Origin of the sequence: Gordonia sp. CNJ-863 (genome assembly GCF_001942325.1) — a bacterium.
In the GTDB taxonomy this organism is placed as follows: domain Bacteria; phylum Actinomycetota; class Actinomycetes; order Mycobacteriales; family Mycobacteriaceae; genus Gordonia; species Gordonia alkanivorans.
In genome coordinates this window covers 1-25,319 of record NZ_MKKG01000022.1, presented here as the reverse complement: position 1 = coordinate 25,319, position 25,319 = coordinate 1, and the positions used below count along the sequence as shown (strand labels likewise).

Genomic DNA, 25,319 nt, shown 5'->3' with positions numbered 1-25,319 from the left:
CACACACGACCACCTCAGCGGGGTCACCGCCGCCCCCGCTGACTCTCAGCTCCACCGCGATACGATCCCGCTCGGAAGAGAGGGCTCGTGACAGTTGTGGACATTCCCCGGTCGGTTATCGATCGCTATCTCCGTTCGGCGTGGGCGCGAAGGCTGACGCTCGTCGTCTTCCTCGTCAGTGCGGCGATCGCGATCTTCGTACTCCCGAACCATCCGCCGGTGCCCTATCGCATCGATTTCGACGTCTATCGCATGGGCGGCCGCGTCTTCCTCGACGGCGGTGACCTCTACGGCACCCTTCCGACGCTCGGCGGCGGCTCCTATCTGCCGTTCACCTATCCACCCCTGGCGGCGGCCTTGTTCTCCGTGTTCACCGTCGTCCCGTTGGGACTGGGTCAAGCGCTGTTCACCGCTGCGACCATCGCCTGCCTGCTGGTGGTCTGCCGGATCGTGGTGGCCCACCTGACCGGCCGCTCGTCGTCGGATCTCTGGTGGCTGGCGACCGCCGCGACCACCATCGGCCTGTGGCTCGAACCGGTCCGCGACACTCTGAACTTCGGGCAGATCAACATCGTCTTGATGACCCTCGTCATCGTCGACGCCCTGCTCGGGCGAGGGCGTTGGTGGCGCGGCCTGCTGGTCGGTCTGGCCATCTCGATCAAGCTCACCCCGGCGGTCTTCCTGCTGCTGTTCTTCCTCCGACGCGACTGGCGAGCACTCGTCGTCGGCGCGGTGTCGGCCGTCGCCTATGCCGGCATCGGGTATCTGCTGGCGGCCGACGACTCCGTCACCTACTGGACATCCACCCTGTTCGACACCGAGCGCATCGGTAGCCCGCAATTCGCCAACAACCAGTCGGTGAAGGGCGAGGTGGCCCGACTCGGCTTCGAGTCGGAGCGCATCTGGTTCGGCGCGGCTCTCGTCGTCGGACTGCTCATCGCGTGGTCGGCGTGGCGCCTGCTGTCCGCGTCGGAGGCCTCTGCGAATGGGCGCGACGAGACGCTCGAGGTCGCGGCCGTGATGACCGTCGCCTTCGCCTGGCTGTTCTGCTCACCGGTCGCCTGGGACCACAGCTGGGTCTGGATCGTGCCGCTGCTCCTGGTGCTGATCGCACTGGCCGCACGCCTGGAGGCGTCGAGAATCTGGTGGTGGATGGTCGGCACCGGGCTGATCATCTTCGCCTACGCCCCGCATCAGCACGTCCCGCAGCGCTACGACGCCGAGCTGTCGTGGGCCTGGTGGCAGCACGTCATCGGGTCGTCGTACCTGGTCTGGGGACTGGTCGTGATCGTCTCCTGCGGCGTGCTCGCACCACGCCTGGCCTCGAACTCTGTCAGTGAAATCGTGAATAGCCGAGGGAACTGAGCGGCTGACACAGACTCGCCTCTTGAAACAACTGTCAAAATCCGTTCCAATGGTGCATAGTGACCTAAGGCACAACGGATCAACGGGGAGTGGCAAGGACATGGCTAGTCGGAAGAAGCAGATGCAGACCGCGCTCGGCAAGCTGAGCAGCATGTACCCGAGCAAAGAGCGCCCGCTGGCCGAGCCACCTGCGGGTTCAGGCCTCAAGCCGGTCATGGGTGATCCCGGTATCCCGTACCTGGGCAACACCCTTCAGGCCCTCGCGGACCCGCTGCAGTCGGCGATGGACCGCTTCGAGCGGTACGGCCAGGTGTCCTGGTCGGGTGCCCTCGGCATGAACATGGTGACCCTCGTCGGCCCCGACGCCATCGAGGCCGTGTGGATGAACCGCAACAAGGCGTTCTCCAGCGAGCTCGGCTGGGAGCCGATGATCGGTCCGTTCTTCCGCCGTGGCGTCATGCTCATGGACTTCGACGAGCACATGCAGCACCGCCGCATCATGCAGCAGGCCTTCAGTCGCCCGCGCCTGAACGGCTACCTGGACATCATGACCCCGCACATCGAGAAGACCCTCGCCAACTGGCAGGTGGGCAAGGGCTTCCACATGTACTCCAACACCAAGGACCTGACGCTTTCCCTTGCCACCGAGGTCTTCATGGGTGCGCACGTGAGCGAAGCCGAGGCACATCGCCTCGAGAAGGCCTTCGAGGCCGCGGTCCGTGGCGGTCAGGCCATGGTCCGCAAGGACGTCGGCAACTGGACCTGGGCGCAGGGACTCCGCGGCCGCGAGGTCCTGCAGGAGTACTTCCGCTCCGAGATCCCGCTGCGCCGCGGCAGCGACGCCGACGACCTGTTCACCGTCCTCTGCAACAGCGAGAGCGACGAGGGTGAGACCTTCACCGACGAGGACATCGTCAACCACATGATCTTCGTGATGATGGCCGCGCACGACACGTCCACCATCGCGCTGTCGATGCTGACCTACTTCCTGGGTCGCCATCCGGAGTGGCAGCAGCGTCTGCGCGAGGAGTCGCTGGCGCTCAACAAGCCGACGATCGACTACGACGACGTCGACAAGCTCCCCAGCATGGAACTCGCCTTCAAGGAGACCCTGCGCCTCAACGCCCCCGTCGGCATGCTGTTCCGGATGGCGATCGAGGACACCGAGATCTGCGGCCACTACATCCCCAAGGGCACCCTGCTGGCCATCCACCCGTGGGCGACCATGCTGCGCAAGGAATGGTGGCCGAACCCCACCCATTTCGACCCCGAGCGCTTCTCGGCCGAGCGTCGCGAGGACAAGGTCCACCGCTTCGCCTGGGCCCCGTTCGGCGGCGGCGCACACAAGTGCATCGGCCTGTACTTCGGTGGCATGGAGGTGAAGTCGATCCTGCACCAGATGCTGCAGCGCTTCGAGTGGACCGTCCCGGCCGGCTACAAGCCCGAACTCACCTACGGCACCGGACCCACCCCGGCCGACGGTCTGCCGATCGACATCCGGCACCGCGCGCTGTAACGAGCGAGTTCTTCCGTCCAGCACGAGGCTCCGCAAGCCGGTCGACTTCAACCCGACCTGCAGACTTCGATCGACGTCTGCCGGTCGAGTTGAGGTTCGGCAGTCGGAAACGAGGAGCGGTCGACGCCACCACTCGCTCCCTGAGGTGCGAGGAGCGGTCGACGCCACCACTCGCTCCCTGAGGTGCGAGGAGCGATAGCGACGAGCCACGAAGGCTGGTGACCAAACGGCCACCAGCCCTTCGTATTTCGTTCTAGATCCCTATGACGCCGCGAGAATTCCGATCTCGAAGATGAGCGTGTCGCCGGGCTCGATCCCGGCGCTCGGCTGTCCCTGGGCGTAACCGTCGGCCGACGTCATCGCGACGCCTACCTTGGAACCGACCTTCTGCCCGGCGATCGCCTTGCTGAAGCCGGGGATCACGCCGTTCAGCGGGAAGTCGACGGGAGTGCCGCTCTGGTAGGCGCTGTCGAACTCCTCGCCGTTGCGTCCGTTGACGCCGACGTAGCAGACGGTGACCGATGCGGTCTCGGCGACGACGGGCCCGTCGCCCTCGACGAGGGTTTCGACCACGGTCTGATCGACGCTGAACGGCGACTGGACGGTGATCTTCGGCGCCTCGTTCTCGGTGGCGGCGACCATCTCCATCTCGCCGGTGGCGCCCTTCAAGGTCCACTGCGGCTCGGCGCCGTCCTTGGCCGACGCGGTGGGGCAGCTGGTCGGAGCCGAACCGGTGTCGGTGCTGCCGGCTGCGGCGGTACCGGTGGCTTCGGTTGTGCCGGAATCGGAATCGGAGTCGGAGCTACAGCCGGCCACCGCGAGGACGAGGGCCGCGCCGAGCGCGAGCGTCGCATTCTTCATGTTCACCCTGGTCACGCTACCCGAGCGGCCGGTGATCACCGACCATCATGCTCGGCGACGAGCCGGGCCGCACGAGCGAGGTCGGCGCGGATCGCCCGCGCCGCCGGCCACCGGTTCACCGCCAGCAGGGGCACGCCGATGGCAGGCACCGTCAACGTCGCCACGGCGTGGACATCCGTGCCGCCGTCGGATCGTTCCTCGAAGCCCAACGTCAGTACTGCGTCGACCGATCGCCATCCACCGACTTCCCGCCACAACCGATGCGGCTCGCAGTCGGTGACCTCCATCCGCGGACCGACCCCGGGCACGATGGTGACGTCGGTCCAGCTCGTGCCGACGTCACCCGCCCGGTCGCCGACCACCTGCAGGTCGTCGATACGGCGCAGACTCGACTGCCACGCAGGCCGATTGCTCGGGTCGGTGAGGTAGTCGAACGTATCCGCGACGGGTGTCGGGAACGCCACGACGTCGTCGATGATCGTGAACCGGGCGGGCGACAGCATCAGCTGATGAGCCCGGCGAGCTGGTCGATCTCCTCTATGGTGCGCGGTGAGACCAGCATCGTGGTGACACCGCAGGACTCCCACACCTTGATCTGCTCGCGCACGTGATCGAGGTCGCCGACGATCGCCGAGTCCTCGACGACCGCATCGGGGATGATCTGCGCCGCTTCCTCTTTGCGATTCGAGCGGAACAGCCTGGTCACCTCGTCGACGACGTCGGAGTACCCCATGCGGCGGTACACCTCGGCGTGGAAGTTGGTGTCCTCACTGCCCATCCCGCCCATGTACAGCGCGAGGAACGGCTTGATGGCGGCGTAGGTCGTGGCCTTGTCGTCGGTGATGACGATCTGGGCCGTGGCGATGACCTCGAAGTCCTCGCGACTCCGCCGGGCTCCCGGCTTGGCGAAACCTTCGTCGAGCCACGCGTTGTACGTGTCGGCCATGCGCGGCGTGTAGAACAGCGGCAACCAGCCGTCGGCGATCTCGGCCGCGAGCGCGACGTTCTTGGGCCCCTCGGCGCCGAGCATGACCGGGATGTCCGGTCGCAGCGGATGGGTGATCGGCTTGAGCGGCTTGCCCAGTCCCGATGCGCCGTCGCCGTTGTACGGCAGGGGATAGTGCGGTCCGGCGCTGGTGACCGGCGCCTCCCGCGCCCATACCTGACGCATGATGTCGACGTACTCGCGTGTGCGCCCGAGCGGCTTGGCGAACTTCTGCCCGTACCAACCCTCGACGACCTGCGGACCGGACACACCGAGGCCGACGATGTGGCGTCCGCCGGACAGGTGGTCGAGCGTCAACGCGGCCATGGCGCAGGCGGTTGGCGTGCGCGCCGACAGTTGCAGGACCGAGGTGCCCAGCCGCACGCGGTTCGTCGACGACCCGAGCCACGCCAGGGGGGTGTAGGCGTCCGAACCCCACGCCTCGGCGGTGAAGATCGAGTCGAAACCGGCCTTCTCCGCGACGTCCACGAGGTCGGCGTGACCGGCCGGCGGCTGCGCGGCCCAATACCCCAGTTGCAGTCCGAGTTTCATTCGTTCGCCCCGTTCGCGGTCTCGGCTGCGGCTTCGGCTGCGATCTGGTCGAACTGCGCCCCCATCGCTTCGGCGAGGGCCTGCGCACCCGAGAGCGGCCGGACCATCACCATGAAGTCGTCGATCTTGCCGTCGTCGTTGATGTGGATGAAGTCGCAGCCGGTGACCGCCTTGCCGTTGACGGTCGCCTCGAACACCAGCGCCGAATCCCGACCCCCGGCGTCGTTGATCTCCCTGACGTAGCGGAAGTCCTCGAAGACGCGCAGCACGCCCCGCAGAATGGCCGAGGTGATCGCCTTACCCGGGTACGGCTTGAATGCGACCGGGCTGGTGAAGACGACGTCGTCGGCGAGCAGGTCCTGCATCGCCTGCGCGTCACGTGCCTCGACGGCCTCTCGGAACTGCCTCATGCATGTCCTCCTCGTCCACGGCAGGGGTGCCGCTGTGCGAACTTCTCTGCTCGACGCTAACCGATCTCCGACGCCGCGCGGGAGCCATCAACACGACGAGCGCCACCGCCAGCACGCCGATGCCCATCCAGCCGACCGCGGTGATCGATTCGGACAGCACGACGACCGCCAGAACGGTCGCGACGGCCGGTTCGATGAGAGTGATGGTGGTGGCGGTCGAACTGTCGATCCGTCGTAGCCCGCGGCTGAACAAGACGTATCCGAGGAACTGTGGCACGATGACCAGGTAGGCGAGGACGACAAGGCTTTCCGGATGCTCGATCACCGACGGCACGCACACCGCCACCACCGGTAACAGCAGAACTCCGCCCAGTCCCATGACGCCACCGGCCGACGCCCCGCGGGCCAGTCCCTCGTTCATCAGGCGACGCATCGCCCACGAGAAGCCCGCATATGTCGCACCCGCGCCGAGCCCGAGTACGACACCCCAGGCCGACGCGGTGCTGCCCGAGACGCTGTCGCCGTGCGAGGACTCGCTGCGCGACAACGCCAGTGCGACACTGCCGGCGATACCCAGCGCACACGCGACGCTCCACCGCGTCGTCAACGCCCGCCCCTCGGCGACCCGTTCGATGACCGCCGAGAACAACGGCGCCGACGCCAGTGACACCACGGTTCCCAGTGCAACGCCGCCGACGCGCATCGACCCGTAGAAGCACAGTGGGTAGATCGCCACGCAGACGCCGCCCGCCAGCACTGTCGGCCATCGCTGCATCAACGACGGCCAGGCAGCACGCACCGCACGCGCGTTGATCGCACCCTGCAGCAACCCGCCGCCCGACATCGCGATGGCACCGATCGTGACCGCGCTGAGCGCCGGCGCCAACGCGGCGACCGTGCCCGACGTCCCCCACAGGAACGCGGTGAGCGTCACGGCGAGGATCCCGGCGCGCTCCGCGGCGCGCGGATGGGTCATGTGCGCGTGGGCATCGGATGGCGGGCATAGAACTCGAGATGACGACGGGCCGCGTCCGCCCACGTCAGTGACGCCGCCAGCGATCGCCCGGCGTCGACGCGCTCCGGGTCGGGTGTCAGCGCGTCCGCCAGGGCGTCGGCGAGTTCGGGCACCGTCGACGCGTAGGCGACCCTGTCGCCGAACACCTCCCGGAGGATGGGCAGCTCGCGGGTCACGACCGGCCGTCCGGCGGACAGCGCCTCCATCGCGGCCAGCCCGAAGCCTTCCTTGACCGACGGGAAAGCGAACACCCGGCCGGCGGCGACCAGCGACGGCAGCTCGTCGTCGGGTACGTTACCGAGGACGATCGGTTCGACGTCGAGTTCGGCTCGGCGACGGTCGAATTCGGCGCGATAGTCCCGATAGTCGAACAGCGTTTCCCCGCCCGCGAAGACGAGCGACAACTCCGGATGACGCTCCCGCAGCAAGCCATATGCGTTCAGCAGGTCGATGCTGCCCTTACGGGGTTCGATCCCGCCGACGGCCAGCACGTACTCGCCGAGCTTCGAGGTCCATCGGCCGCGTGCCTCCACCGCCGCCGAGGCGTCCGACGCCGCGTCGGCAAAACGTTGATAGGCAACACCATTGGGTATGACTTCCGGCGCCAGCCCCCACCCGTGCCGCACCTCGTCGGCGACCGCCCGTGAGACACAGATCCGCGCATACGGATTCACGACGGCCTTCTCGTGGCATTCGACGAGGATCGGCGTCGTGAACTGGTCGAGGTGATGGATCGTCCGGATACAGGTGCCAACGGCGTTGGCGCTGATGCAGTCCTGGGCGTGCACGATGTCGTAGGCACTCGCGTCGAAGGCGCCGCGCAGGGTGTCGATGGATCGCACGATGCGGTCGGTGATCGTCTCGTTCTCCCGATCGGCGAACGGCACCAGCCGCAACTTCACCGCCGGATCCACCGCGCGGAAGAAACCCTCGTCACCGCCGCGCGCCAGCGACCAGACCGACACGTCGACGCCGAGTCGCGCCATCGCCTCGGCCAGGTTCAACGTGTGGACCACGCCGCCACGCGGTTTCGTCGAATAGGTCAGCAGGGCGACTCGCGGGGAGGGGGAATCCACACCGGTCATGATAGGTCCGCGCCAGTCCCGGACTGGTGGCTCGCACTGCGGTAGGAGTCCGGGCGCAACTCGGCGAGGTGATTGAGCACGCGGCGGGCGCGGTCGATCTCCGCGTCGACGTCGACCGTGACGCTGGCCAGCCCACCCTTCGACCTTGTGGTGGCGAGGATGTCGCCGCCGGGTCCGACGATCTTGGCCTGCCCGAGGAACCGCAGCGAGCCCATCACGCCGGTCTGGTTCGACGACACGACGAACACCTGGTTCTCGGCGGCGCGGGCGCAGTCGTACAGGTCGAACAGCCGTGATTGCCGGTCGGCGGGGAGTCGGGCGGCGCGGTCGGTCACGCTCGCCGGCCATGCGGACAGCGCGGCGATGATTCGCGCGCCGTCGAGGGCAAGGGTCCGGGCCGACTCCGGGAAGGTCTTGTCGTAGTCGATGAGCATGCCGATCCGGCCGGCCGGGGTGTCGAACGAGCGGAACTCGTCACCGGCCGCGTAGGCGAGGGACTCACCGGCGGGCTGATGGACCTTGCGGTGGGTGCCGAGGATTCCGTCCCCGGAGACGCAGACCGCGGTGTTGAAGTGCCTGTCGCCGTCGGCCTCGGTGTAGCCGATGCAGACCGTCGTGTCGCCCGCGGCGGCAATGATCGCGGCCAGTTCGGGTCCGTCGGGATCCAGCGCCGGGGGCAGCTCGTCGGGGTCGGGATTGCGCAGGTCGCCGAGGTAACCGCCGAGGGTGGCGTCCGGAAAGACGAGCAGTTCGACGCCATCGCGCGCGGCTGCTTCGACGATGCCGACGGCCTTGGACACACCGCGCTCCACGTCGCGGCCGAAATGCGCGGCGAGAGCACCGAGGGTGACAGTGCTCATGGTCGAACAGTACCGGCCGAGAACCGGCGAGAAGGTCCGATCACGCGGCCCCCAGCCCGGTGACCGTCGACGCCACCACCACTGTCACCGCACCGTCGGGCCATCGCAGGCGCACGCCCGGTTCCGCGGTGAGACGACCGCAGTCCGCGATGGTCAGGGTGCTCGGGGCAGGTACCTCGGCACGACGCCCCGGCCGGTCCGCGCTGAGCATCGCGTACCCGGGAAAGCACGTCAGCCACGCGCCCATCGACGCGTCGTTCGGTCGTGGCACGGCGATCACGTCCAGTTCGGCGCCGGTGCCCGACGCCTCGGCGAGCATGCCGAGCGTCCCGGCGATCCCGGCCATGCTCACGTCCTTCGCCGACGCCGGTCCAACCCGCGCCAGATGACCTGCCATTGAGCACAATTCGTTGCTGCTCCGCGAGCTCGTCGAATCCCACTGCCGGTCGTGGTAGCCCGGCCGCCACGATCCGCCGAGGTCCGCGTGCAGGGTCACGGTGTCGCCGACCGCGCCGCCGCCGGCCCGCAGCGGACTGCTGGTGGTCCCCAACGCCGTCACCGACAGCGCCGACGGCACCCCGACCTGGGTGTGACCGCCGAGAACCGGGGTCTGCCAGGCGCGTGCAGCTGCGGAGATGCCGCGGACGATGCGGGTCAGATGCGATGTCGTGGGTGCGCCGACGGCGTCGAGGAGTCCGATCGGTCGTGCGCCCATCGCGGACAGGTCGTTGATGTTGACCAGCACCGAACACCATCCGGCCCATTCCGGATCGCGTTCGATCATCGACGGGATGATCGCATCGCAGGCCGCGATCACGTCGGTCCCGGGCAGCGGGACACCGTCGTCACCGCGGAAACCGGTCGCTCCGAGTCCGCCGTCCTGGTCGGCGAACGGTGCAAGCGCCTCGGCGAGAACGGCTTTGGTGCCGTCGACGGTCCGCTGGATGCGGTGGATCGGCCAGCGCATCTCCCGGTGCGCCTGACCTGCGATCACTGGACCGGCCCCGCAGTCGTCCCAGCCGAGGCGGCGGAACATCCGCGCGTAGCGGTCCTGCACGGTGGCGTCGAAACGCAGTGCACCCTGCTGTTCGATGTGCGCACACGCGGCGCGCACGAGTGCCGGACCGATGCCGGCGGCGTGCCCGGGGTCGGCGACCACGAGCCGGCTGCCAAACCACCAGCCGATGTCCTCCATGTCCGACGTTCCGTCCCACCGCACGGGGGCCACACGAACGCCACCGGCGATCGTGCCGTCCGGCAGCGTCGCGACGAGGACCACGGTGCGTAGATCGTCGTCCGTGGCGTCGAGGTCGGTATGCGCGAAAAGTCCCTGTCGATCGACGAACTCGTGGTGCCGCATCGCACGGTAGGTGGCATGCTCGACGGCGGTGTCGGCGACGGTGATCAGGAAGTCCGGGCGTGGGGCGACGCGGCGTCGACCGGCAAGGATCGAGAGTTCGCCGGCCACTGCGTCTTTGGTGGTTGTTCTCATTCAGCCACCCACCGTCGGCAGGATGCTGCACGCGCCGCACGCCGCGCATCCGGCCCGCTGATCGGCGCCCGCCATCCCGATCAGAGTGAGATGGCGCGCGACCTCGCGGCTGATCTTCTCCACGATGGCCGGATCCGGTGCGGGTGCATCGTCGACGTCCACGGCGAGCGTTCCCGCATGACGCCGGAACGGCACGATGAACGGGTAGACACCCAGGTCGGCGAGTTCCTTGGCACCGGCGATCATCTCGTCGGCGTCCTCGCCCAGCCCGACGAGTAGATACGTCGATACCTGGTTGCGTCCGAACACCCGCACAGCTTCCGTCCAGGCCGCGCGGTACTCGTCCATCGGCACCGAGGACTTGCCCGGCATCCACCGTCGTCGCACCTCGTCGTCGAGGGATTCGACGTGGATGCCGATCGCATCCGCGCCGGCCTCCCGCAGCTCGGTGAGGACCGCGAGGTCGGCGGGTGGTTCGCACTGCACCTGGATCGGCAGGTGGGGGACCGCGGCCTTGATCGCGCGGACGCACCGCGCGAGGTGGCGGGCCCCGCGGTCGCGACCCCCGGTGGTGCCGGTGGTCATCACCATCTGGGTGATGCCGTCGAGTTCGACTGCCGCGCGGGCGACCTCGGCCAGCTGATCCGGCTTCTTCACCGCGATCGTCGACCCCGACCGCAGTGACTCCTCGATCGAGCAGAACCGGCACCGCTCCGATTCGTCGTAGCGGATGCACGTCTGGACCACCGTCGTCGCCAAGACGTTACGACCGTGTAGACGGGCGATCTTCTCGTAGCTGACCCCGTCGGCGGTCTGCAGGTCGTAGAACCGGGGCCGTCCGATGGCCTCGACCTCGATGCCGACATCCACTCCGTCGTACAGGACACGTTCGCCGTCGAAGACGAACGGACTCTGCGGGTTCCGCGGGATCGCAGCGTGCAGGCCGTCGACCATCAGGTGGCCGTCGTCGCTCGGCCCGGCACCGCCGGTCCGCTGCACCGGCGGCTCGCCCCGAATCCCGAGCAGTGCCAGGTCAACTCGTGTGGTTACCGTCATGGGTACTTCCCCTGTTCCCTGAGTAACAAGCTCTTGCTGCTCCCTGAGGTGCGAGCTCCATTGCCCCGTGAGGTGCGAGTTGCGTCTTCGCGTGCGTCGCGACGCAATCTGCCAAAAGACTCGTCCCCGTGAGCACCGCCGGAGGGCAGATTGCCCTCGGAGGACGCTGAGGGGGACGAGTTTTTCGAGCGCACGGCCCGCTTGTAGCGTTCACCTCGAGGTCCGGACCCAACTCCTCCGTTTCGCCCGGCCATCTACTGCGCCGCCGCCAATCGCGGGCGCCCCTGGTCCAGAACACCGACGATGTGCTCCGCCACGTACCTCGCGTCCCGATCGATCCCGAGGAACCGTCCCGATCCCCAGGTGTGCATCCACGGCAACCCGACGAAGCTGAGCCCGGGGACCTCGGTGATCCCGCGCGTCTGCATCGGGCGACCCCCACCGTCGAAGGCGCTGGCCTCGATCCACCGGTAGTCGGGTCGGTACCCGATGGCCCAGATGATCGACGTCACCCCGGCTGCTGCGAGATCGAGTTCGGCAGGGTCTTCTTCGGGAGCCCACACAGGTTCGTACCGCGAGGGTTCCGGCGCCTCGATCCCCAGCGAGTCGATGTGCCGGTCGATGTCGGAGCAGATGGAGTTGTAGGTTGCGTCGGCCTTGTCCAGTGCATCGCTGAGCGTCGGCGCGAACCGCAGCGTCGAGTCCTTGCCGTCGGTCAGCATGCCGTAGAGCTGCATGCCCTCGACAGCGAAGCGTCGGAGGTCGATGTCGCGGCCACCGTCGCGGCCGGTGACGTAGTGGTTGGTCTTCTCCTGCGCGGCACGGCCACCCGGATACTCCTGGGTGGGAGTGTCGTAGAGCCCCATGTCCGACAGCCACGTCATGCAGTCGCGTCCGCGATAGAACCGTGCGACCCGCGGCGCGTTGCCGACCGCCAGATGCACCTGCCGCCCGGCCAGGTGCAGGTCTTCGGCGATCTGCGTGCCCGACTGCCCGGTTCCGACGACCAACACCGCACCCTCGGGCAACTGGTCCGGGTTGAAGTACTCCTCGGAGTGGATCTGATGGACGGCCGGATCGAGCGCCGACGCGAACGCCGGGATCACCGGCAGCGGATAACCACCGGTCGCGATCACCGCCTGGTCGCACGTCACGGAGGTGACGCCGTCCGGACCGTCGAGGGTCACCTCGAACCGGTCAACACCGAGCCGCTGCAGACGGGTCACCCGCGTGTGTTCGACGAGCGGCGGCTCGAAGGTCTGCAGCCACCCCTCCAGCCAGGCCACCACCTCGTCGCGGGTCATGAACCCGTCGGGGTCCGGACCCTCGTAGGCATACCCGGGTAGACGGCAATGCCAGTTGGGTGTCACGAGAGTGAAGTTGTCCCAACGCTTGTCGGCCCACGCGTGGACCGCGGTCTCGGCGTCGACGACGATGTGCTCGACTCCGGCCTCTCCGAGATACCAGCTGACCGAGAGGCCGGCCTGCCCGCCGCCGATGACGACGACCGGAACGTGTGTGTTCATGAGCGCTCCCGTAGGTCGGTGGTGTGCGCGGGTAGCGGCGGGTACATCGAGACCACTTCGACCTCCGCCGAGTCCAGATGCCGCGCAGCATCCTTGGTGATCTCCGCAGCGGACGCGGCGGCCGAGGTGCACGCGAACCCGTACTTGGCCCGCACCCGTGCGCTGGCTTCGTCGAGCGCGGTGGTGGCTCGTTTCCGGAAGTCGTCGACGCGGTACGAACCCGGCGCGAGGTGGTCGTGCAGGACGAGGCTGGGGGAGTAGTACTGGCGGAACAGCCCGTCGGGCCAGCGCACCTGGACGGTCATCTCAGGCATGAGCGAGGTCCCGCCAGGCGAGGTCGTCGGCGGTCTCTGGTTCGGTGAGCAGGCCGTACTTCTCTGGGCGGCGGTCCCGCAGGTGGAACATGCCGGCGCGCATCGCGGTGAAGCTCTCGCAGATGTCCACCTCGGCGACCGCGAGACCGCTGCCGAGGAGAGTGGTGGCGAGAATGTTGCCGCCCGGGTCGACGATCTTGGCGTTACCGACATACCGCAACGACCCGAACGTCCCGCTCTGGTTCGACGCCACCCAGAACACCTGGTTTTCCAGGGCGCGCGCGGCGTCGAAGAGGTTGAACCGGTAGGTCCAGCGGTCCTCTTGAAGGTTCTCGGCGGTCGCGGTGCGTGCCGCCGGCCACGCCGAGAGGCTGGCGATGATCTCGGCACCCTTGAGAGCCATGATGCGGGCGGCCTCGGGAAACGCCTTGTCGTAACAGATTTGGAGTCCGACCCGTCCGACCGGGGTGTCGAAGACGCCGTATCCCTCGCCGGACGAGTACGACATGTTCTCGCCGAGCGGCTGGTGGACCTTCCGATAGCTGCCGTAGATCCGGTGGCCGTCGAGGACTGTGGCCGCGTTGTAGCGGGTCTCGCCGTCCTCGCCGAGTTCGCAGAACCCGATCGCCACCACCAGGTCTCCGACGATGGACTGCACCCGCGCGATCTCGGGTCCGTCGAGGGAGATCGCCGGTGGCAGCGACCGTGCACTGTTCTTCCGGGTGTCGCCGTGGTTGCCCAGCGACGACAAGTATCCGCCGATCGCCGCCTCGGGGAAGACCAGGAAGTCGACGCCGCGGGCCCGCGCCTGGGCGACATACTCTTCGATCGTCGCGTAGTTCTGTTCGAGATCGCGGGTGAAGTTCGCCGCGACGGTTCCGATGGTGGTCATAGGAATGTCCCAGGGTCGGTGGTGCGGAAAGGGTCATCTCGCTGGTTGAGTAGGCGAGGAGCGTAGCGACGAGCCGTATCGAAATCCTCAGACCATGTACGTCGAGTTGATGATCGCGCCCTTGCGTGCGTAGTGGATGATCGCGTCCTGGACGTCGAGCGGGTGCGCCGGGATGACGCCCTCGATCAAGTCCTCCTCGCGACCGCCATGGAGCGCGAGCCCGAAGCGGCAACAGAACACGGTGCCGCCCTCGGAGATGAAGGTCTCGAGTGCATTGTTGATGTTCTGTTCACCGGGGAAGCCGGAGTCGCCTGTCGTCGGAAAGCCGCGCGTGGCAAGGCAATTGATGGCTCCGGGGCCGTAGAAGTACATGGCCGACTCGAAGCCCTTGCGCAGTGCGCGGGTTGCCTGCAGGACGGCGACGAACGACACCGACGACTCGTGGGCGATGCCGTGCACCAGCGTGAAGTAGGTTTCGCCGTCCTCGGCCTGATAGTCCGGGAAGATCTTGGTGCCGCCGTAGATGTTGGAGCCCTTCGGCAGCGACGGGTGCGGGATCTCCGCGAGCGATGCGGCGATGTTCTCGGTGATGGATTCGTCGAAAGAGGGCACAAGGACTCCTGGAATGGCGAGACGACGGCGCCTGGCGGCTCGGCGTGTGAGAAGGGCGGATCGGGCATCATTGCCCCAGAGCGGCAGATCGGTAAGACTTCGATCTCATCGAGTAGCTGAACGCTACGAGAACCAGTTCACCGGTTATCGATTACCGGGTGGTTACCGCAGGAATAAATGGCGGCGGGGTCGGCGTAACACGTCGCTCGACGCGCGCCCGTCCCTCAACCGCTCGTCAGGACAGCAGGATGGTCCGGCAACAAAAATGTCCGACGAACCGGTCGGGTCGGGGGTCTGACCGGTTCATCGGACGTAAGTCAGCATATCGTCTGTGTCTCCGCAGGTCGAGCGAGGGATCCGCAATTCTGTGACCTGTTTCTCACGGATTCCGGACGAACCCGACCTCTACGGCACCGTAACCCGCTGTGACGTCGTACGACCGGACTACGCCGTTGCTGAACGGGCCTCCCGACGATCACATACAAACGAGGCGCCCGCGCCGCGCGCTTACCGAGCTGCCCGCGTGGCTCCACCACGGCCGCGTCGCGAGGCGCAAGCTGGACTCATGCTCACCGCGATTCTCTACGGTCTCATCACCGCGGTACCCATCGCGATCGGTGCCGCGATCGGTCTCCGGTGTGATCTCCCGGCGCGCGTCCTGGCGACCCTGATGGCGTTCGGCGCGGGCACGATGATCGCCGCGGTGTCCACCGAACTGTTCCAGCCGGCGTTCAAACAGGCCGGGATCGGCCTCGCCGGGGCCGCGCTGTTCCTCGGCACCGCGGTGTACGTGGTCGCCGATCATGTCGTCGAGACCAAACTCGGCTCCCGCGCCATCGGTCCGGCGCTCATGCTGGGTGTCTTCCTCGACGGCGTGCCCGAGAACAGCGCGCTGGGCGTCTCACTCACCGCGGGCGGCTCGCTGGTGCTGGTGGTGGCGATCGCCGTCGGCAACGTCCCCGAGGCGGTCAGCGGGGCGTCGTTGATGAGACGCGAACACGACATGTCGCTGCGCTACGCGCTGGTGATGTGGGTGGCCACCGCCGCGATCCTCATCGCGGTGACCGTGGGCGGTTACGCAGTCTCCGATGCCATCTCGCCGACCGCGGTCAGCATCGTCCAGGCCTTCGCGGGCGGCGCGACCCTCGGCGTCCTCGCGAACGGTCTGATGCCAGAGGCATACCGCGAAGGCGGCTGGTGGGTGGGCCTCGCCACTGCAGCGGGCTTCCTCCTCGCGTTCGTCCTGGCCTGACGGCGAACTCAGTGCGTCTGTGTGGCGTCCGGGTCGCTGGCCACGTGGCCCTGGGCGAGCTCTTGGAGTTCTCGGAAGACCCGCTTCGACGCCTCGGCCCAGGGCATCAGGATCGGGAACACGTGGAACATCCCCGGTTCCTCGAGCGCGCGCGTGGGCACCTCGGAGTCCTCCAGCCGCGCTGCGAATTCCCTGATGCCGTCGCGGAACATCTCGTCCTTGCCCCAGCACACGAACGTCGGCGGGAACCAGTCCGGCTCCGGATCGGCGTGGATGATCGAGACGCGAGCATCGTTCGGCTGCACGCCGTGCAGGTAGGGCGTGACGGGGATATTCCACGGCAGCACGTCGTACTGGGCGTTCTCGGTGATCGACGGGTGATCGAGGTCGAGATCGATCTCGGGGGAGAACAACGCCATCGCACCGGGCTTGGGTAGACCCTGCTCGTGCAGGTGCGCCACCAACGACGCTGCGAGGCCACCACCACCGGAGTCGCCGGCGATGATGATGTGCTCGGGTGTCACGCCGCGTCCCAGCAGCGCCCGGTAGACGTCGGCGGCGTCGAGAACACCTGCGGGAAAGGGGAACTCGGGGGCCATCCGATAGTCGGCGATGAAGACCTCGAACCCGGTGATCCGCACCAGCGACGACGCGAACGCCGAGTACATGATCGGCGACGTCCCGATGTAGCCGCCGCCGTGCAGGTACAGGATGGTCGCGCCGATCTCCTGCTTCTCCTCGTCCTCGTCGACGTAGGCGTCGGTACTCGCCTTCGCGCGACACCACAGGCCGGGGACGCCGCCAATGGTGTCGTCGGTCAGTTCGACTCCGTCGGTCAATTCGACGAACGGCGGCATCACCACGCGACAGATGTCGTCGAGGATCTTCTCCATCGACCGGAACTCCTCGATCGGCAGACCCATCGAGTAGCCCATGAACGTACGGATGGACTGCCGGGTGACGGCCTGGCCGACGTTGTCGAGCAACCCCGACGGTCCCGACCACGGCTTCTTGAACGGCACCCGGGCGAGTCCACCGAGCATGCTCGACGCCAGGCCGGCGACGGCCAGCGCCGTCAACGGTCCGGATGCGGTCTCGACCTCGGGACGATCAGCCATCACCATGTCGCACAGAGTAGCGATGCCCGTGACCGACGGCTGGACGCGCGACCCACCGGACTGGGGTCCCGTCGGCCGGACGTGGCAGACTGTCGCGGGTCCTGTAGTCCCCGAGATCCCTGTGAGGCGGCGATGGAGAGTTCTGCCTTCCCGGCTCAGCGCGAGGCCGGGCGACCCGCCGTGCCGTCGGAATCGGTGCAGGTCACGCTGGGTGACGCCCTGGAGGCCAACCGTGCGCTGCAGAAGTCGGCGGCGGTCAAGCTGTTCGCCGCCAACAACTCGGCTCTCTACGTCACCTTGATGGAGCGGCACCTCGACTACGGCACCAAGATGTCCGAGGTCGAGTTGACGATGCGGCTCGAACGCGACCTCGCCGAACTCGACCTCACCGACGATCAGCCCACCGGCCTGGAACTGGTCAAACTGTGGGCCCGTCAGGGGTGGCTGCACCGCGTCACCGACACCACCGACCCCGACGCCCCCAACCTCTGCCACCTGACCAGCGAAGCCCGCTCGGTCCTCGACTTCATGCGCCGCCAGCGCCGCGAGGACTCCATCGCCACCGGCGGCTCGATCACCGGCATCGCCGCCGAACTCCGCCGCGTCGCCGGCCAGGTCAGCAACGACCCCGAGACCATCCGCCTCGAGCTCGAGGCGCAGATGTCCGACCTCGACGCCGAGCTCGCCGACCTCGAAGCCGGCCGCCGCCCGCCGGTCGACCTCCGCGTCGCCGAGGACTCCGCCCGCGCCATCGGCTACCAGATGGAACAGATCATCTCCGACATCGGCCAGTACGGCACGATGCTCGACCGCATCACCACCGCGCTGCTCGACGACCCGGGGGACTCCGACCTCGCCTACCGCGACCGTCAGCGCCAGCTCTTCGACGACTACGAGGCCCTGCTGCAGTCGTCGCAGTCGGCGTCGTACCAGGCGTTTTCCCAGATGATCCAGGATCCGGAGCGTCGCGCCCGCCTCAAGGTCGACATCGATACCATCATCGAGAACTTCCCCGGCATGGACGCCGGCCTGCGGTCGGTGATGGACAACTTCTTCGGGCTGGTCACCCAGCAGATGGCCGAGGTCGGCCGCACCCGCCAGCGCTGTGCCCGTCGTATTCGACGCTTCGTCGCATCCGGCACCCTCGAGCAGAGCCGCGGCCTGGCGCGTCAGCTCAACGACGCCCTCGCCACCGCGAACGACCTACTCAAGTCGTCGCTCGCGGACCGCCGCCTCGGCTACGAGCTGCCCCTCGCCGCGCCGACGCTCAACTCGATCGGCCGGCTGGCCTTCGAGATCCGCGAACACGTCCCGCCCGCCCCGGCACTACCCGCCGGCGGCGCCGACGCCGACCTGACCGCCTTCGCCTCGATGACCGGCCAGGTCGACACCGTCGAACTGACCGAGACCGTGAACAACGCCGTCGCCGCCGGCCCGGTCGCGCTCACCGACGTCATCGAGGGCATCGACGAGGCGTACCTCGCGCACGTCATCGTGCTGTGGTCCTGGGCCCAAAAGCAGGCCGCGGCGGGGGAGAAGGTGCCGATGACCACCGTGCGCTTCCGGTCCCTCCTCGGGGAGGACCACGCCATCGAAGTCCCCGACCTCACCTTCACCGAACCGATTCCGACTGCGGAGGTCGACGCCGAATGACATCTTTGCCCCCTGAGACGGATCCTTCGCTGCCTGAGGCGGACCCTTCGCTCCCTGAGGTGCGAGCGCAGCGAGCCACGAAGGGCAACCCCTCGCTTCCTGAGGTGAACGCGGAGGCCAACCCCTCGCTCCCTGAGGTGCGAGCGGAGCGAGCCTCGAAGGGCCCCGACCTCCCCGACGAGTTCGCCGGCTTCGACGATCTCCCCACCGTCGCCAACCGCGCTGCCTCGCATACCCCGAGCGCACCCCGCTTCGACGGCGACGTCAGCGAAATGCCCGACCGCGCCTGCTGGGCATTGCAGAACCTTCTCGCTCGCCGCTACGTCAGCGGCGACCGGCAGCCGCAGTTGTGGTCGTGGGTGTCGGAGTACCAGGACGTCCTGCGCATCCGCCTGTCCGAACTCGACCTGCGTCTCCGCCTCGTCGACGAACTGCAGGTCGCCTTCGTCGAGCAGGCCGGTTACGACTCCCGTTGGGGCCGACGCATTCTCAAGCGCGAGACCGTCCATACCTACGACGCGATCCTGGCGCTGCACCTCGCCAAATACATCCGCGCCGCCCGGGACGACGATGCGCTGATCACCCGCGAGGAGATCCACGAGCTCTTCGCCGGCGTCACCAACACCATCGACCGCGACCTCGCGCTCTTCGACAAGCGCATCGAGCGTGCCATCGACAAGATGGAGGAGCTCGAGTTCCTGCGCAAGCAGCGCGACGATGCCGACACCTTCACCGTCAGCCCGGTGATCTCCGCGGTGATGACGGCGTCGGTCATCACCGACCTGCAGCGACAGTTCGAGCAGTTCATCGGCGCCGGCGACACGGGGGAGGAGCCGCCCGAGGCTGCCGCCGACGAACCCGCCCGGCCCGACGACGCCGAGGACGGCTTCGGCGACGACGAAGGAGACGACTGGTGAGCGTCGACCAGTACCACTTGTCCCGGTTGCAGCTGATCAACTGGGGCGTGTTCGACGGGTATCACTCGATCCCGTTCAGCTCCAACGGTTCTCTGATCACCGGGTCGTCGGGTTCGGGTAAGTCGTCGTTGCTCGACGCCATCTCGCTGGCGTTCCTGCCCGACCACCGCCGCAACTTCAACGCCTCGGGCGACGCCACCGCCGCCGGCTCGTCGAGCGGTAAGCGCACCGTCGGCAAGTACGTGCGCGGCGCGTGGGGTGAGCGGCGCGACGGCACCAACGCGCACCGCGAGATCATGTACCTGCGCGGCACCGGCCCGGCGTGGGCGGCCATCGCGGTCACCTACACCTCCACCTCGGGCACCGCCATCACCGGTCTGGTCCTCAAGTGGTTGGCCGCGGGCAAGATGACCGACGCGCACAGCTCGTACTTCATTTACGACGGCGACGCCGACATCGTCGAGGCCTGCAACGAGTGGGCCGCGGCCAACTACAACTCGGCCAAGTTCCGCGACCACGGCTGGCGCGGCGGACCCGGTGAGGGCAAGTACCTCTCGACGCTGTACTCGCTCATCGGCATCCGCGGCTCCGACGCCGCACAGCAGCTCCTCGGAAAAGCCAAGTCGCTCAAGAGCGTCGGCGGTCTCGCGCAGTTCGTGCGGGAGTTCATGCTTGACGCCCCGACGTCCATCGTCGGTATCGCCGACGCCCTCGAGCAGATCGACCCGCTCGTCGAGGCCCGAGAGCTGCTCGACGTCGCGCGCCGCAAGCGCACCATCCTCGGCAACATCGAGGAGGTCCACGAGCGATACGCGACCGAGTCGGCCACCTTCTCCGTCCTCGACACCATCGACAGCACCACCATCCGCAGCTACGTCAACAACCTGCGGATTCGCAACGCACAGCCCGAGGTCGCCGACCTCGACGACCAGATCACCCGCCTCGACGGTGATCTCGCCGCGCTGACCACCCAGCACGACCAGCTACGCCAGGACCACAGCCTGCTGCTGGCCCGCATCGCCACCTCCACCGGCGATCTCGCCCCGCTGCGCGAACAGCTCGGCGGAGCTCAGAAACTCAGCACCGAAGTCACCGCACGACGGAACGCGTACGAGGACAAGGTCTCCGCACTCGGCTTTTCCCCGCCGACCAACGCCGAAGGCTTTTGGTCGCTGCGCGAGGAGCTCATCGAGGAGGCCACCAAGATCGACGGCCAGCTCGAGGCCGGTCGTGCTCACTATGCCGAGGCACTGGCCCGTGAGGTCGCCGCCCGCAGCCGCCGCGACACCGCACAGGAAGAACTCGGCCGCGTCGAGCAGGCCGGATCCGCGCTGCCGCGTACCGAACACGAGATGCGCCGCGTGATCGCGCACGCGCTGCAGATCGACGAGTCCGAGCTCAAGTACGTCGCCGAACTCGTCGAACTCGACCCCGACGAGGAACGTTGGCGGCTCGCCGTCGAGAAGGTCCTGCGCAACGCTGGCCTGCGGCTGCTGGTGCCGGACAAGCACTTCCGCTCCGCGCTTCGGTTCGTCAACTCGCACGACATGCGTGGCCGGATTCAGCTGCACCAGGCCGAGACCCGCCCGATGCCCGACGTCGAGCCGGGCACCCTGGCGTCCAAGCTGCGTTCCGTCGACCCCGGCCATCCCTGTGCGGCCGAGGCGATGACCGTGCTCGCGAAGCTCGGCAACCACATGTGCGTCGACAACCCGGGGGAGTTCTCCCAGTATGCCAAGGCCGTCACCGACCAGGGTCTGCGCAAGGATTCGGCGAAGCTGGCCGTCAAGGACGACCGCCAGCAGCTGCGCCGGTCGCAGTACATCTTCGTCGGCGACGTCGAATCCAAGATCTCCGCGCTGCGTGACGAACTCGCCTACGAGGAACGCGCTTTCGACGACGCCCGCGAGGACTGCGCCGAACTCGACCGCGAACGTTCCGCCAAAGAACGACGACGCGACGCGTATCGCCGTGTGTGCGAGCAGTTCACGCAGTGGAACGAGATCGACGTCGACTCCGTCGATGACCGCGTCGACCAGCTCACCGACCAGTACGACCTCCTCATGGAGGAACACCCCGACGTCGAAGCCCTGCAGCGCAAGGCCGAGGACCTCTGGGAGCAGGTCCGCAACGCGATCTCGCAGGCCGCGCTGGTCAAGGACAAGATCGCCCGCCAGGACGAGCGCCGCACCCAGCTGCTCGACCTCATCGACCGGCTGAAGCCCGAAGACGTTCCCGCACAGGCGGAAAAGACCCTCGACGGCTTCCGCGAAGACCTCTCGGCGACCCTCGACGTGCTCAACCCTGAGCCGTACCGCCAGGAGATTGTCAAAGCCGCCGGCCGTGAGCGCGACCGCATGCGGTCCGACGCCCGACGCTCTCGCGACGAGCTGGCCCGGATCCTCGACACCTACGACGAGGAGTTCCCCGACGCGATCCCCAACGACAGCGACGACTTCGACGAACGCATACACGACTACGTCGCCGTCTGCCGCCGCATCGACGAACGCGAGCTGCCGTCGGCCTACGAGCGGATGCGTCGCCTGATCACCGAGCAGGCGCCGGGCGCGATCCTGGGTCTGCACATGGCTGCCGACGCCGAGGAACGACGCATCGTCGAACAGATCGAGCGCGTCAACACCGGCCTCGGCGCCGTGGCGTTCAACCGCGGCACCCGGCTGCGGCTGGTCCCCGGCCGGAAGAAGCTCGCCGCGGTCGAGGAGCTGACCGAGAAGGCCCGTCAGATCTCCAACCGCGCAACGGCGGTCAGCTTCGGCGACGAACAGGCCATCCTCGAGCAGTACTCCGACATCCTGCTGCTGCGCGAACGCCTCGCCGGCAACACCCCGGAGGACCGCCAGTGGACGCGCGACGCCCTCGACGTGCGCAACCGCTTCGACTTCTACTGCGAGGAGCACGACGCCGAGAGCGGCGAGACCATCCGCACCTACTCCAATGCCGGCGACAACTCCGGCGGCGAGCAGGAGAAGCTGATGGCCTTCTGTCTCGCGGGTGCGCTGAGCTTCAACCTGGCCAGCCCGCACGGCAACGACAACCGGCCAATCTTCGCCCAGCTGATGCTCGACGAGGCGTTCTCCAAGTCCGACCCGCAGTTCGCCCAGCAAGCGCTCTCGGCGTTCCGCAAGTTCGGGTTCCAGCTGATCATCGTCGCCACGGTGCAGAACACCAGCACGATCCAGCCGTACGTGGACAACGTGGTGATGGTGTCGAAGGTCGAGGCAGGTCCGGAGTTGCGGCCGGTCGCCACGGCGACGTCGACGACGATCAAGGCGTTCTCCGAATTGCGGCGGTCGGGGAGTCAGCTTCGCGTTTAGGGGGATTACATTGCCTCAGAAAGTGACTCCTGCCGAGTGGTCGGCCTTCATCAGTCGCCGTGGGGTGCCGACCGATGGCAGGGGTATCGCGATAACAAGGGATCCTGTAATGGACGAGGGTTGGTAACCGCTGTAAGCGGTAGCAAGGAACACGACAACAGGACGCAATTTCTAGCTATTGTGGTCCAGACAGGGCAGTTGCGGCGTCGTGGTTTGAGCTAGCCACCAAATCAAATAGCGCATCTAACGCCATTTCGTTCACCAAGATCCGCCAGAGTTCGCGAGTGGAGAAACTGGCATTGAATATCGCGCCGGAGTTCTTTACAAGGTACTGTGCCTTCCTCAGGGCAGCGTCGGTCGCTAATGGCTGTATCTGCCGAAGTTGTGGGTAATCTGAAAGTAACATGTGGATCACAGACGCGAGTTCAAAACAGGCGCAGGCTCGCTCGTACAGACCATTGCTCCCAGATTTGGGATCGGTCTTGTTGCGGCGGATTACCAATAATCCTTGTTTAGATGCGAGTAGGTATTCGTGCACCGATTTCTTGTTGAGTTCGGCGCATGCGTCAAAAATGTGATCGGGGATGTCTGGGTGCATTGATCCATAGTCGGCATTCCCGATTAATAGTCCTACCAACTCTTCGCGATTGAAGCGAACAAAACTTGCAGGGACGTCTGCAGTGGGTTCCAATTCCAGTAGATGGAGGGGGCGGGCCCTGTATTCTGGTTTCGTTTGCGACGAAAGGAACTGTTGAATTAGATGGTAGGTCTCCTTGGTGACCTTTGCTGCTGTGCCCATTTTGTTTAATGCGCGCATGCTGATCAGGCTATCGACCGGAAAGCCTTCCGCGGACGTTGCAAGCGTCAGTCTATTACCCACGACTGCGATACCTGGGTCGTAAACTCTGCTTGTCGGAATGTCCAACCTGGTGTCCGTAACGGCGGATGACAAATCACCGCTTACTTCGAAATAGCTCTTATCCTGCGGTGATCTATTGACCTTCCGGTTGATTCGCTGGAAATATGTGCTGTTGGGAGTTAGGTTCGCTGCTTGTAGTTGAAATTGCTCGGCAATGCCAAGAAGTTTGAAAGTCTTAGAGTGTTGGGATTTGTTGAAGGCGTGACTGGTTCCCTGTTGTTCCTGATGTTGAGGTAATCGAGCTACGTTCCGCCAGGATATTGTTACGCGCATCATCGTGTCCTAGATCATGGCGTGGTGGGGGGATCGAACCCCGCGCTGTAGTTACCTATCTGCGCCCGAACCATCCCGGCACCACGCGTGAAGCGTCGAGTTTAGCAGACCTCAGCCCGGTCATAGAGAGGCACGCCACCTATGCAGATTGCGAACCTTGCCGGTTTGTAGGTCTCTTTCCCAGGCTAATCCGTCGGCTGACATGAACTGAACGTAGAAGCGGCACTTTTCTGACTGCTTAACCTTGCGTGAAATTGATTGCTTGCTATGTAACTCGTTGGGTTGCGTCACGGGGGCCATGCGGCCCTCCTCCGCCTTTATGAACCAGAACAAGAATCTTCTCTTCTTTTTGATATACACAGGTTGAAATATTGGCATCTCGGAGGTGTTCCTCATGTAGATAAGAGTCTCGTTCGCATGTTTCTCCATCCATGCCACCGTCAAGCTGGCCTGCATTCCCAGCCTTAGGTCCCTGTCTCGGTGTAGAATGTAGAAAGCGAGAAGCACTGAGGCTCCAGATAGGATACTCCCAATCCAGGCCGGCACTGTTCCCCAATCCATTTCAATTGGCTCCGTTCCTAGGTGCGGCGATTGATTCTATTTTCTAGCTCGAAACTTTGCGGAACACTGGTGTTCTTGGATGTCTCTAGCTGCGGGTGGCAGGTCCCCGATAACCGGTCCAGGCAGTTCTAGAGCCAGTTCCTACTTGCAGTCTGTCAGTCGATCTCGCAGTCCACGGGGTGATGCCGGTGGGTGCATCCGGCAGCGTACTCGGCAGGGGTCTTGTAGCCCAGCGCCGAATGACGGTGTCGGTGGTTGTGGTCGTCCTTGAAGTCCTCGATGACCACGCGAGCCTCGAGCAGGAGTAGTGCCCCATAGAGTGGTGTAACTCGGTGGCCGAGTTCGTTATCGACGTCGTGTCGTTAACGGATGCAGAGCGGCCACCGCGTGATCCTTCGAGTCAACCTTCCACAGAATCCTCGAGGAGTCATCGCGATGACCGCACCCCACATTGTCGACCCTGCAGGCCTTCTTGGCCAAGCCCTCGCAGACGCGTCACCAGATCTGATGCGTGAACTGCTGCAAACCATGATCAACGGCTGCTATCGGCCGATGCCGACGCGGTCTGCGGAGCCGAATGGAACCAACGCACACCAGAGCGCACCAACCGCCGCAACGGCTACTGAACCACCCCTGGTTTGATGCCGCTTCCTTCTGAGTCAGGAAGGATGAGCTCATGCCTAAGAAAATCGATCCGGAGGTCCGTTCGAGGGCCTTGCGGTTGCTGGAGGTGCACGGCGGCGAGTACAC

Annotated in this window: 22 protein-coding genes and 1 pseudogene; 7 read left to right on the top strand and 16 right to left on the bottom strand. The window is 66.2% G+C overall.

The genetic code is table 11. From position 1 onward, the window contains the following. Positions 1 to 87 precede the first annotated feature (87 nt). Positions 88 to 1,365, top strand: a complete 1,278-nt coding sequence (locus BJF87_RS12005; RefSeq protein ID WP_075863246.1) for a glycosyltransferase 87 family protein — start codon at positions 88 to 90, stop codon at positions 1,363 to 1,365. Positions 1,366 to 1,465: 100 nt separating this feature from the next. Next, positions 1,466 to 2,881, top strand: coding sequence for a cytochrome P450 (locus BJF87_RS12000; RefSeq protein WP_187346496.1), 1,416 nt, complete (start codon positions 1,466 to 1,468; stop codon positions 2,879 to 2,881). A 261-nt stretch (positions 2,882 to 3,142) separates the two neighbouring features. Here the strand turns inward: BJF87_RS12000 and BJF87_RS11995 are convergent, their stop codons facing one another. The 13 genes from BJF87_RS11995 to BJF87_RS11935 all read right to left on the bottom strand — a co-directional run bounded on the left by BJF87_RS11995 (position 3,143) and on the right by BJF87_RS11935 (position 14,541). Further along, a complete protein-coding gene (locus BJF87_RS11995) occupies positions 3,143 to 3,742 on the bottom strand; it encodes an FKBP-type peptidyl-prolyl cis-trans isomerase (protein ID WP_035751723.1) in 600 nt (199 codons plus the stop codon). Between the two features lie 35 nt (positions 3,743 to 3,777). Next, on the bottom strand, positions 3,778 to 4,245 hold the full coding sequence (locus BJF87_RS11990) for an SRPBCC family protein (protein WP_035751625.1): 468 nt from the start codon (positions 4,243 to 4,245) through the stop codon (positions 3,778 to 3,780). Then, positions 4,245 to 5,279 (bottom strand): LLM class F420-dependent oxidoreductase, encoded by a 1,035-nt coding sequence (locus BJF87_RS11985; RefSeq protein ID WP_075863245.1) that lies wholly within the window; start codon positions 5,277 to 5,279, stop codon positions 4,245 to 4,247. The genes BJF87_RS11990 and BJF87_RS11985 overlap by 1 nt, the downstream gene beginning before the upstream one ends. Further along, entirely contained in the window at positions 5,276 to 5,689 is a 414-nt protein-coding gene (locus BJF87_RS11980; protein WP_006360353.1) for a nuclear transport factor 2 family protein, read from the bottom strand. Before BJF87_RS11980 ends, BJF87_RS11985 begins: the two co-directional genes overlap by 4 nt. Beyond that, on the bottom strand, positions 5,655 to 6,665 hold the full coding sequence (locus BJF87_RS11975) for a DMT family transporter (RefSeq protein ID WP_075863244.1): 1,011 nt from the start codon (positions 6,663 to 6,665) through the stop codon (positions 5,655 to 5,657). Before BJF87_RS11975 ends, BJF87_RS11980 begins: the two co-directional genes overlap by 35 nt. After that, positions 6,662 to 7,789 (bottom strand): MSMEG_0565 family glycosyltransferase, encoded by a 1,128-nt coding sequence (locus BJF87_RS11970; RefSeq protein ID WP_075863243.1) that lies wholly within the window; start codon positions 7,787 to 7,789, stop codon positions 6,662 to 6,664. Before BJF87_RS11970 ends, BJF87_RS11975 begins: the two co-directional genes overlap by 4 nt. Continuing rightward, complete coding sequence (locus BJF87_RS11965; protein ID WP_075863242.1) at positions 7,786 to 8,649, bottom strand: carbon-nitrogen hydrolase family protein; 864 nt, start codon at positions 8,647 to 8,649, stop codon at positions 7,786 to 7,788. The genes BJF87_RS11970 and BJF87_RS11965 overlap by 4 nt, the downstream gene beginning before the upstream one ends. A 40-nt stretch (positions 8,650 to 8,689) precedes the next feature. Beyond that, complete coding sequence (locus BJF87_RS11960) at positions 8,690 to 10,141, bottom strand: MSMEG_0567/sll0787 family protein (RefSeq protein ID WP_075863241.1); 1,452 nt, start codon at positions 10,139 to 10,141, stop codon at positions 8,690 to 8,692. Next, positions 10,142 to 11,197: an MSMEG_0568 family radical SAM protein gene (locus BJF87_RS11955; protein WP_075863240.1), complete on the bottom strand. Its 1,056-nt coding sequence runs from the start codon at positions 11,195 to 11,197 to the stop codon at positions 10,142 to 10,144. Positions 11,198 to 11,451: 254 nt separating this feature from the next. Next, the gene (locus BJF87_RS11950; RefSeq protein ID WP_075863239.1) at positions 11,452 to 12,723 is read right to left on the bottom strand and encodes an MSMEG_0569 family flavin-dependent oxidoreductase; all 1,272 of its coding nucleotides are present in this window, start codon (positions 12,721 to 12,723) and stop codon (positions 11,452 to 11,454) included. Continuing rightward, positions 12,720 to 13,037 (bottom strand): MSMEG_0570 family nitrogen starvation response protein, encoded by a 318-nt coding sequence (locus BJF87_RS11945; protein WP_075863238.1) that lies wholly within the window; start codon positions 13,035 to 13,037, stop codon positions 12,720 to 12,722. Before BJF87_RS11945 ends, BJF87_RS11950 begins: the two co-directional genes overlap by 4 nt. Beyond that, a complete protein-coding gene (locus BJF87_RS11940; protein WP_075863237.1) occupies positions 13,030 to 13,929 on the bottom strand; it encodes a carbon-nitrogen hydrolase family protein in 900 nt (299 codons plus the stop codon). Before BJF87_RS11940 ends, BJF87_RS11945 begins: the two co-directional genes overlap by 8 nt. Before the next feature lie 87 nt (positions 13,930 to 14,016). After that, positions 14,017 to 14,541: an MSMEG_0572/Sll0783 family nitrogen starvation response protein gene (locus BJF87_RS11935; protein ID WP_074848887.1), complete on the bottom strand. Its 525-nt coding sequence runs from the start codon at positions 14,539 to 14,541 to the stop codon at positions 14,017 to 14,019. Between the two features lie 565 nt (positions 14,542 to 15,106). Between BJF87_RS11935 and BJF87_RS11930 the strand changes: the two genes are divergently transcribed. Next, positions 15,107 to 15,793 (top strand): ZIP family metal transporter, encoded by a 687-nt coding sequence (locus BJF87_RS11930; protein WP_075863236.1) that lies wholly within the window; start codon positions 15,107 to 15,109, stop codon positions 15,791 to 15,793. 8 nt (positions 15,794 to 15,801) lie between these two features. On the opposite strand, the gene BJF87_RS11925 is transcribed toward BJF87_RS11930, so the two are convergent. Further along, complete coding sequence (locus BJF87_RS11925; protein WP_075863235.1) at positions 15,802 to 16,917, bottom strand: alpha/beta hydrolase; 1,116 nt, start codon at positions 16,915 to 16,917, stop codon at positions 15,802 to 15,804. A gap of 126 nt (positions 16,918 to 17,043) precedes the next feature. On the opposite strand from BJF87_RS11925, the gene BJF87_RS11920 reads away from it, so the two are divergent. Genes BJF87_RS11920 through BJF87_RS11910 form a run of 3 tightly spaced genes read left to right on the top strand, consistent with a single transcriptional unit; the run spans position 17,044 to position 22,816 of the window. Further along, positions 17,044 to 18,564 (top strand): DUF3375 domain-containing protein, encoded by a 1,521-nt coding sequence (locus tag BJF87_RS11920; protein WP_075863234.1) that lies wholly within the window; start codon positions 17,044 to 17,046, stop codon positions 18,562 to 18,564. Next, entirely contained in the window at positions 18,561 to 19,481 is a 921-nt protein-coding gene (locus tag BJF87_RS11915) for a DUF4194 domain-containing protein (protein WP_075863233.1), read from the top strand. Before BJF87_RS11920 ends, BJF87_RS11915 begins: the two co-directional genes overlap by 4 nt. Then, a complete protein-coding gene (locus BJF87_RS11910) occupies positions 19,478 to 22,816 on the top strand; it encodes an ATP-binding protein (protein WP_187346495.1) in 3,339 nt (1,112 codons plus the stop codon). Before BJF87_RS11915 ends, BJF87_RS11910 begins: the two co-directional genes overlap by 4 nt. Positions 22,817 to 22,991: 175 nt before the next feature. Here the strand turns inward: BJF87_RS11910 and BJF87_RS25800 are convergent, their stop codons facing one another. Both BJF87_RS25800 and BJF87_RS25795 read right to left on the bottom strand, forming a co-directional pair. After that, positions 22,992 to 24,011: a hypothetical protein gene (locus BJF87_RS25800; protein ID WP_139319491.1), complete on the bottom strand. Its 1,020-nt coding sequence runs from the start codon at positions 24,009 to 24,011 to the stop codon at positions 22,992 to 22,994. 713 nt (positions 24,012 to 24,724) lie between these two features. Further along, a complete protein-coding gene (locus tag BJF87_RS25795) occupies positions 24,725 to 24,856 on the bottom strand; it encodes a hypothetical protein (RefSeq protein ID WP_158037508.1) in 132 nt (43 codons plus the stop codon). Between the two features lie 148 nt (positions 24,857 to 25,004). On the opposite strand from BJF87_RS25795, the pseudogene BJF87_RS11895 reads away from it, so the two are divergent. After that, positions 25,005 to 25,192: pseudogene (locus BJF87_RS11895) on the top strand (transposase); the annotation flags it as partial. Between the last annotated feature and the right edge of the window lie 127 nt (positions 25,193 to 25,319).

Bases quoted from the DNA above. Each gene is read 5' to 3' on its own strand.
- BJF87_RS12000 (WP_187346496.1), top strand. From the start codon at position 1,466: ATGGCTAGTCGGAAGAAGCAGATGCAGACCGCGCTCGGCAAGCTGAGC.
- BJF87_RS11995 (WP_035751723.1), bottom strand. From the start codon at position 3,742: ATGAAGAATGCGACGCTCGCGCTCGGCGCGGCCCTCGTCCTCGCGGTG.
- BJF87_RS11990 (WP_035751625.1), bottom strand. From the start codon at position 4,245: ATGCTGTCGCCCGCCCGGTTCACGATCATCGACGACGTCGTGGCGTTC.
- BJF87_RS11985 (WP_075863245.1), bottom strand. From the start codon at position 5,279: ATGAAACTCGGACTGCAACTGGGGTATTGGGCCGCGCAGCCGCCGGCC.
- BJF87_RS11980 (WP_006360353.1), bottom strand. From the start codon at position 5,689: ATGAGGCAGTTCCGAGAGGCCGTCGAGGCACGTGACGCGCAGGCGATG.
- BJF87_RS11975 (WP_075863244.1), bottom strand. From the start codon at position 6,665: ATGACCCATCCGCGCGCCGCGGAGCGCGCCGGGATCCTCGCCGTGACG.
- BJF87_RS11970 (WP_075863243.1), bottom strand. From the start codon at position 7,789: ATGACCGGTGTGGATTCCCCCTCCCCGCGAGTCGCCCTGCTGACCTAT.
- BJF87_RS11965 (WP_075863242.1), bottom strand. From the start codon at position 8,649: ATGAGCACTGTCACCCTCGGTGCTCTCGCCGCGCATTTCGGCCGCGAC.
- BJF87_RS11960 (WP_075863241.1), bottom strand. From the start codon at position 10,141: ATGAGAACAACCACCAAAGACGCAGTGGCCGGCGAACTCTCGATCCTT.
- BJF87_RS11955 (WP_075863240.1), bottom strand. From the start codon at position 11,197: ATGACGGTAACCACACGAGTTGACCTGGCACTGCTCGGGATTCGGGGC.
- BJF87_RS11950 (WP_075863239.1), bottom strand. From the start codon at position 12,723: ATGAACACACACGTTCCGGTCGTCGTCATCGGCGGCGGGCAGGCCGGC.
- BJF87_RS11945 (WP_075863238.1), bottom strand. From the start codon at position 13,037: ATGCCTGAGATGACCGTCCAGGTGCGCTGGCCCGACGGGCTGTTCCGC.
- BJF87_RS11940 (WP_075863237.1), bottom strand. From the start codon at position 13,929: ATGACCACCATCGGAACCGTCGCGGCGAACTTCACCCGCGATCTCGAA.
- BJF87_RS11930 (WP_075863236.1), top strand. From the start codon at position 15,107: ATGCTCACCGCGATTCTCTACGGTCTCATCACCGCGGTACCCATCGCG.
- BJF87_RS11925 (WP_075863235.1), bottom strand. From the start codon at position 16,917: ATGGTGATGGCTGATCGTCCCGAGGTCGAGACCGCATCCGGACCGTTG.
- BJF87_RS11920 (WP_075863234.1), top strand. From the start codon at position 17,044: ATGGAGAGTTCTGCCTTCCCGGCTCAGCGCGAGGCCGGGCGACCCGCC.
- BJF87_RS11915 (WP_075863233.1), top strand. From the start codon at position 18,561: ATGACATCTTTGCCCCCTGAGACGGATCCTTCGCTGCCTGAGGCGGAC.
- BJF87_RS25800 (WP_139319491.1), bottom strand. From the start codon at position 24,011: ATGATGCGCGTAACAATATCCTGGCGGAACGTAGCTCGATTACCTCAA.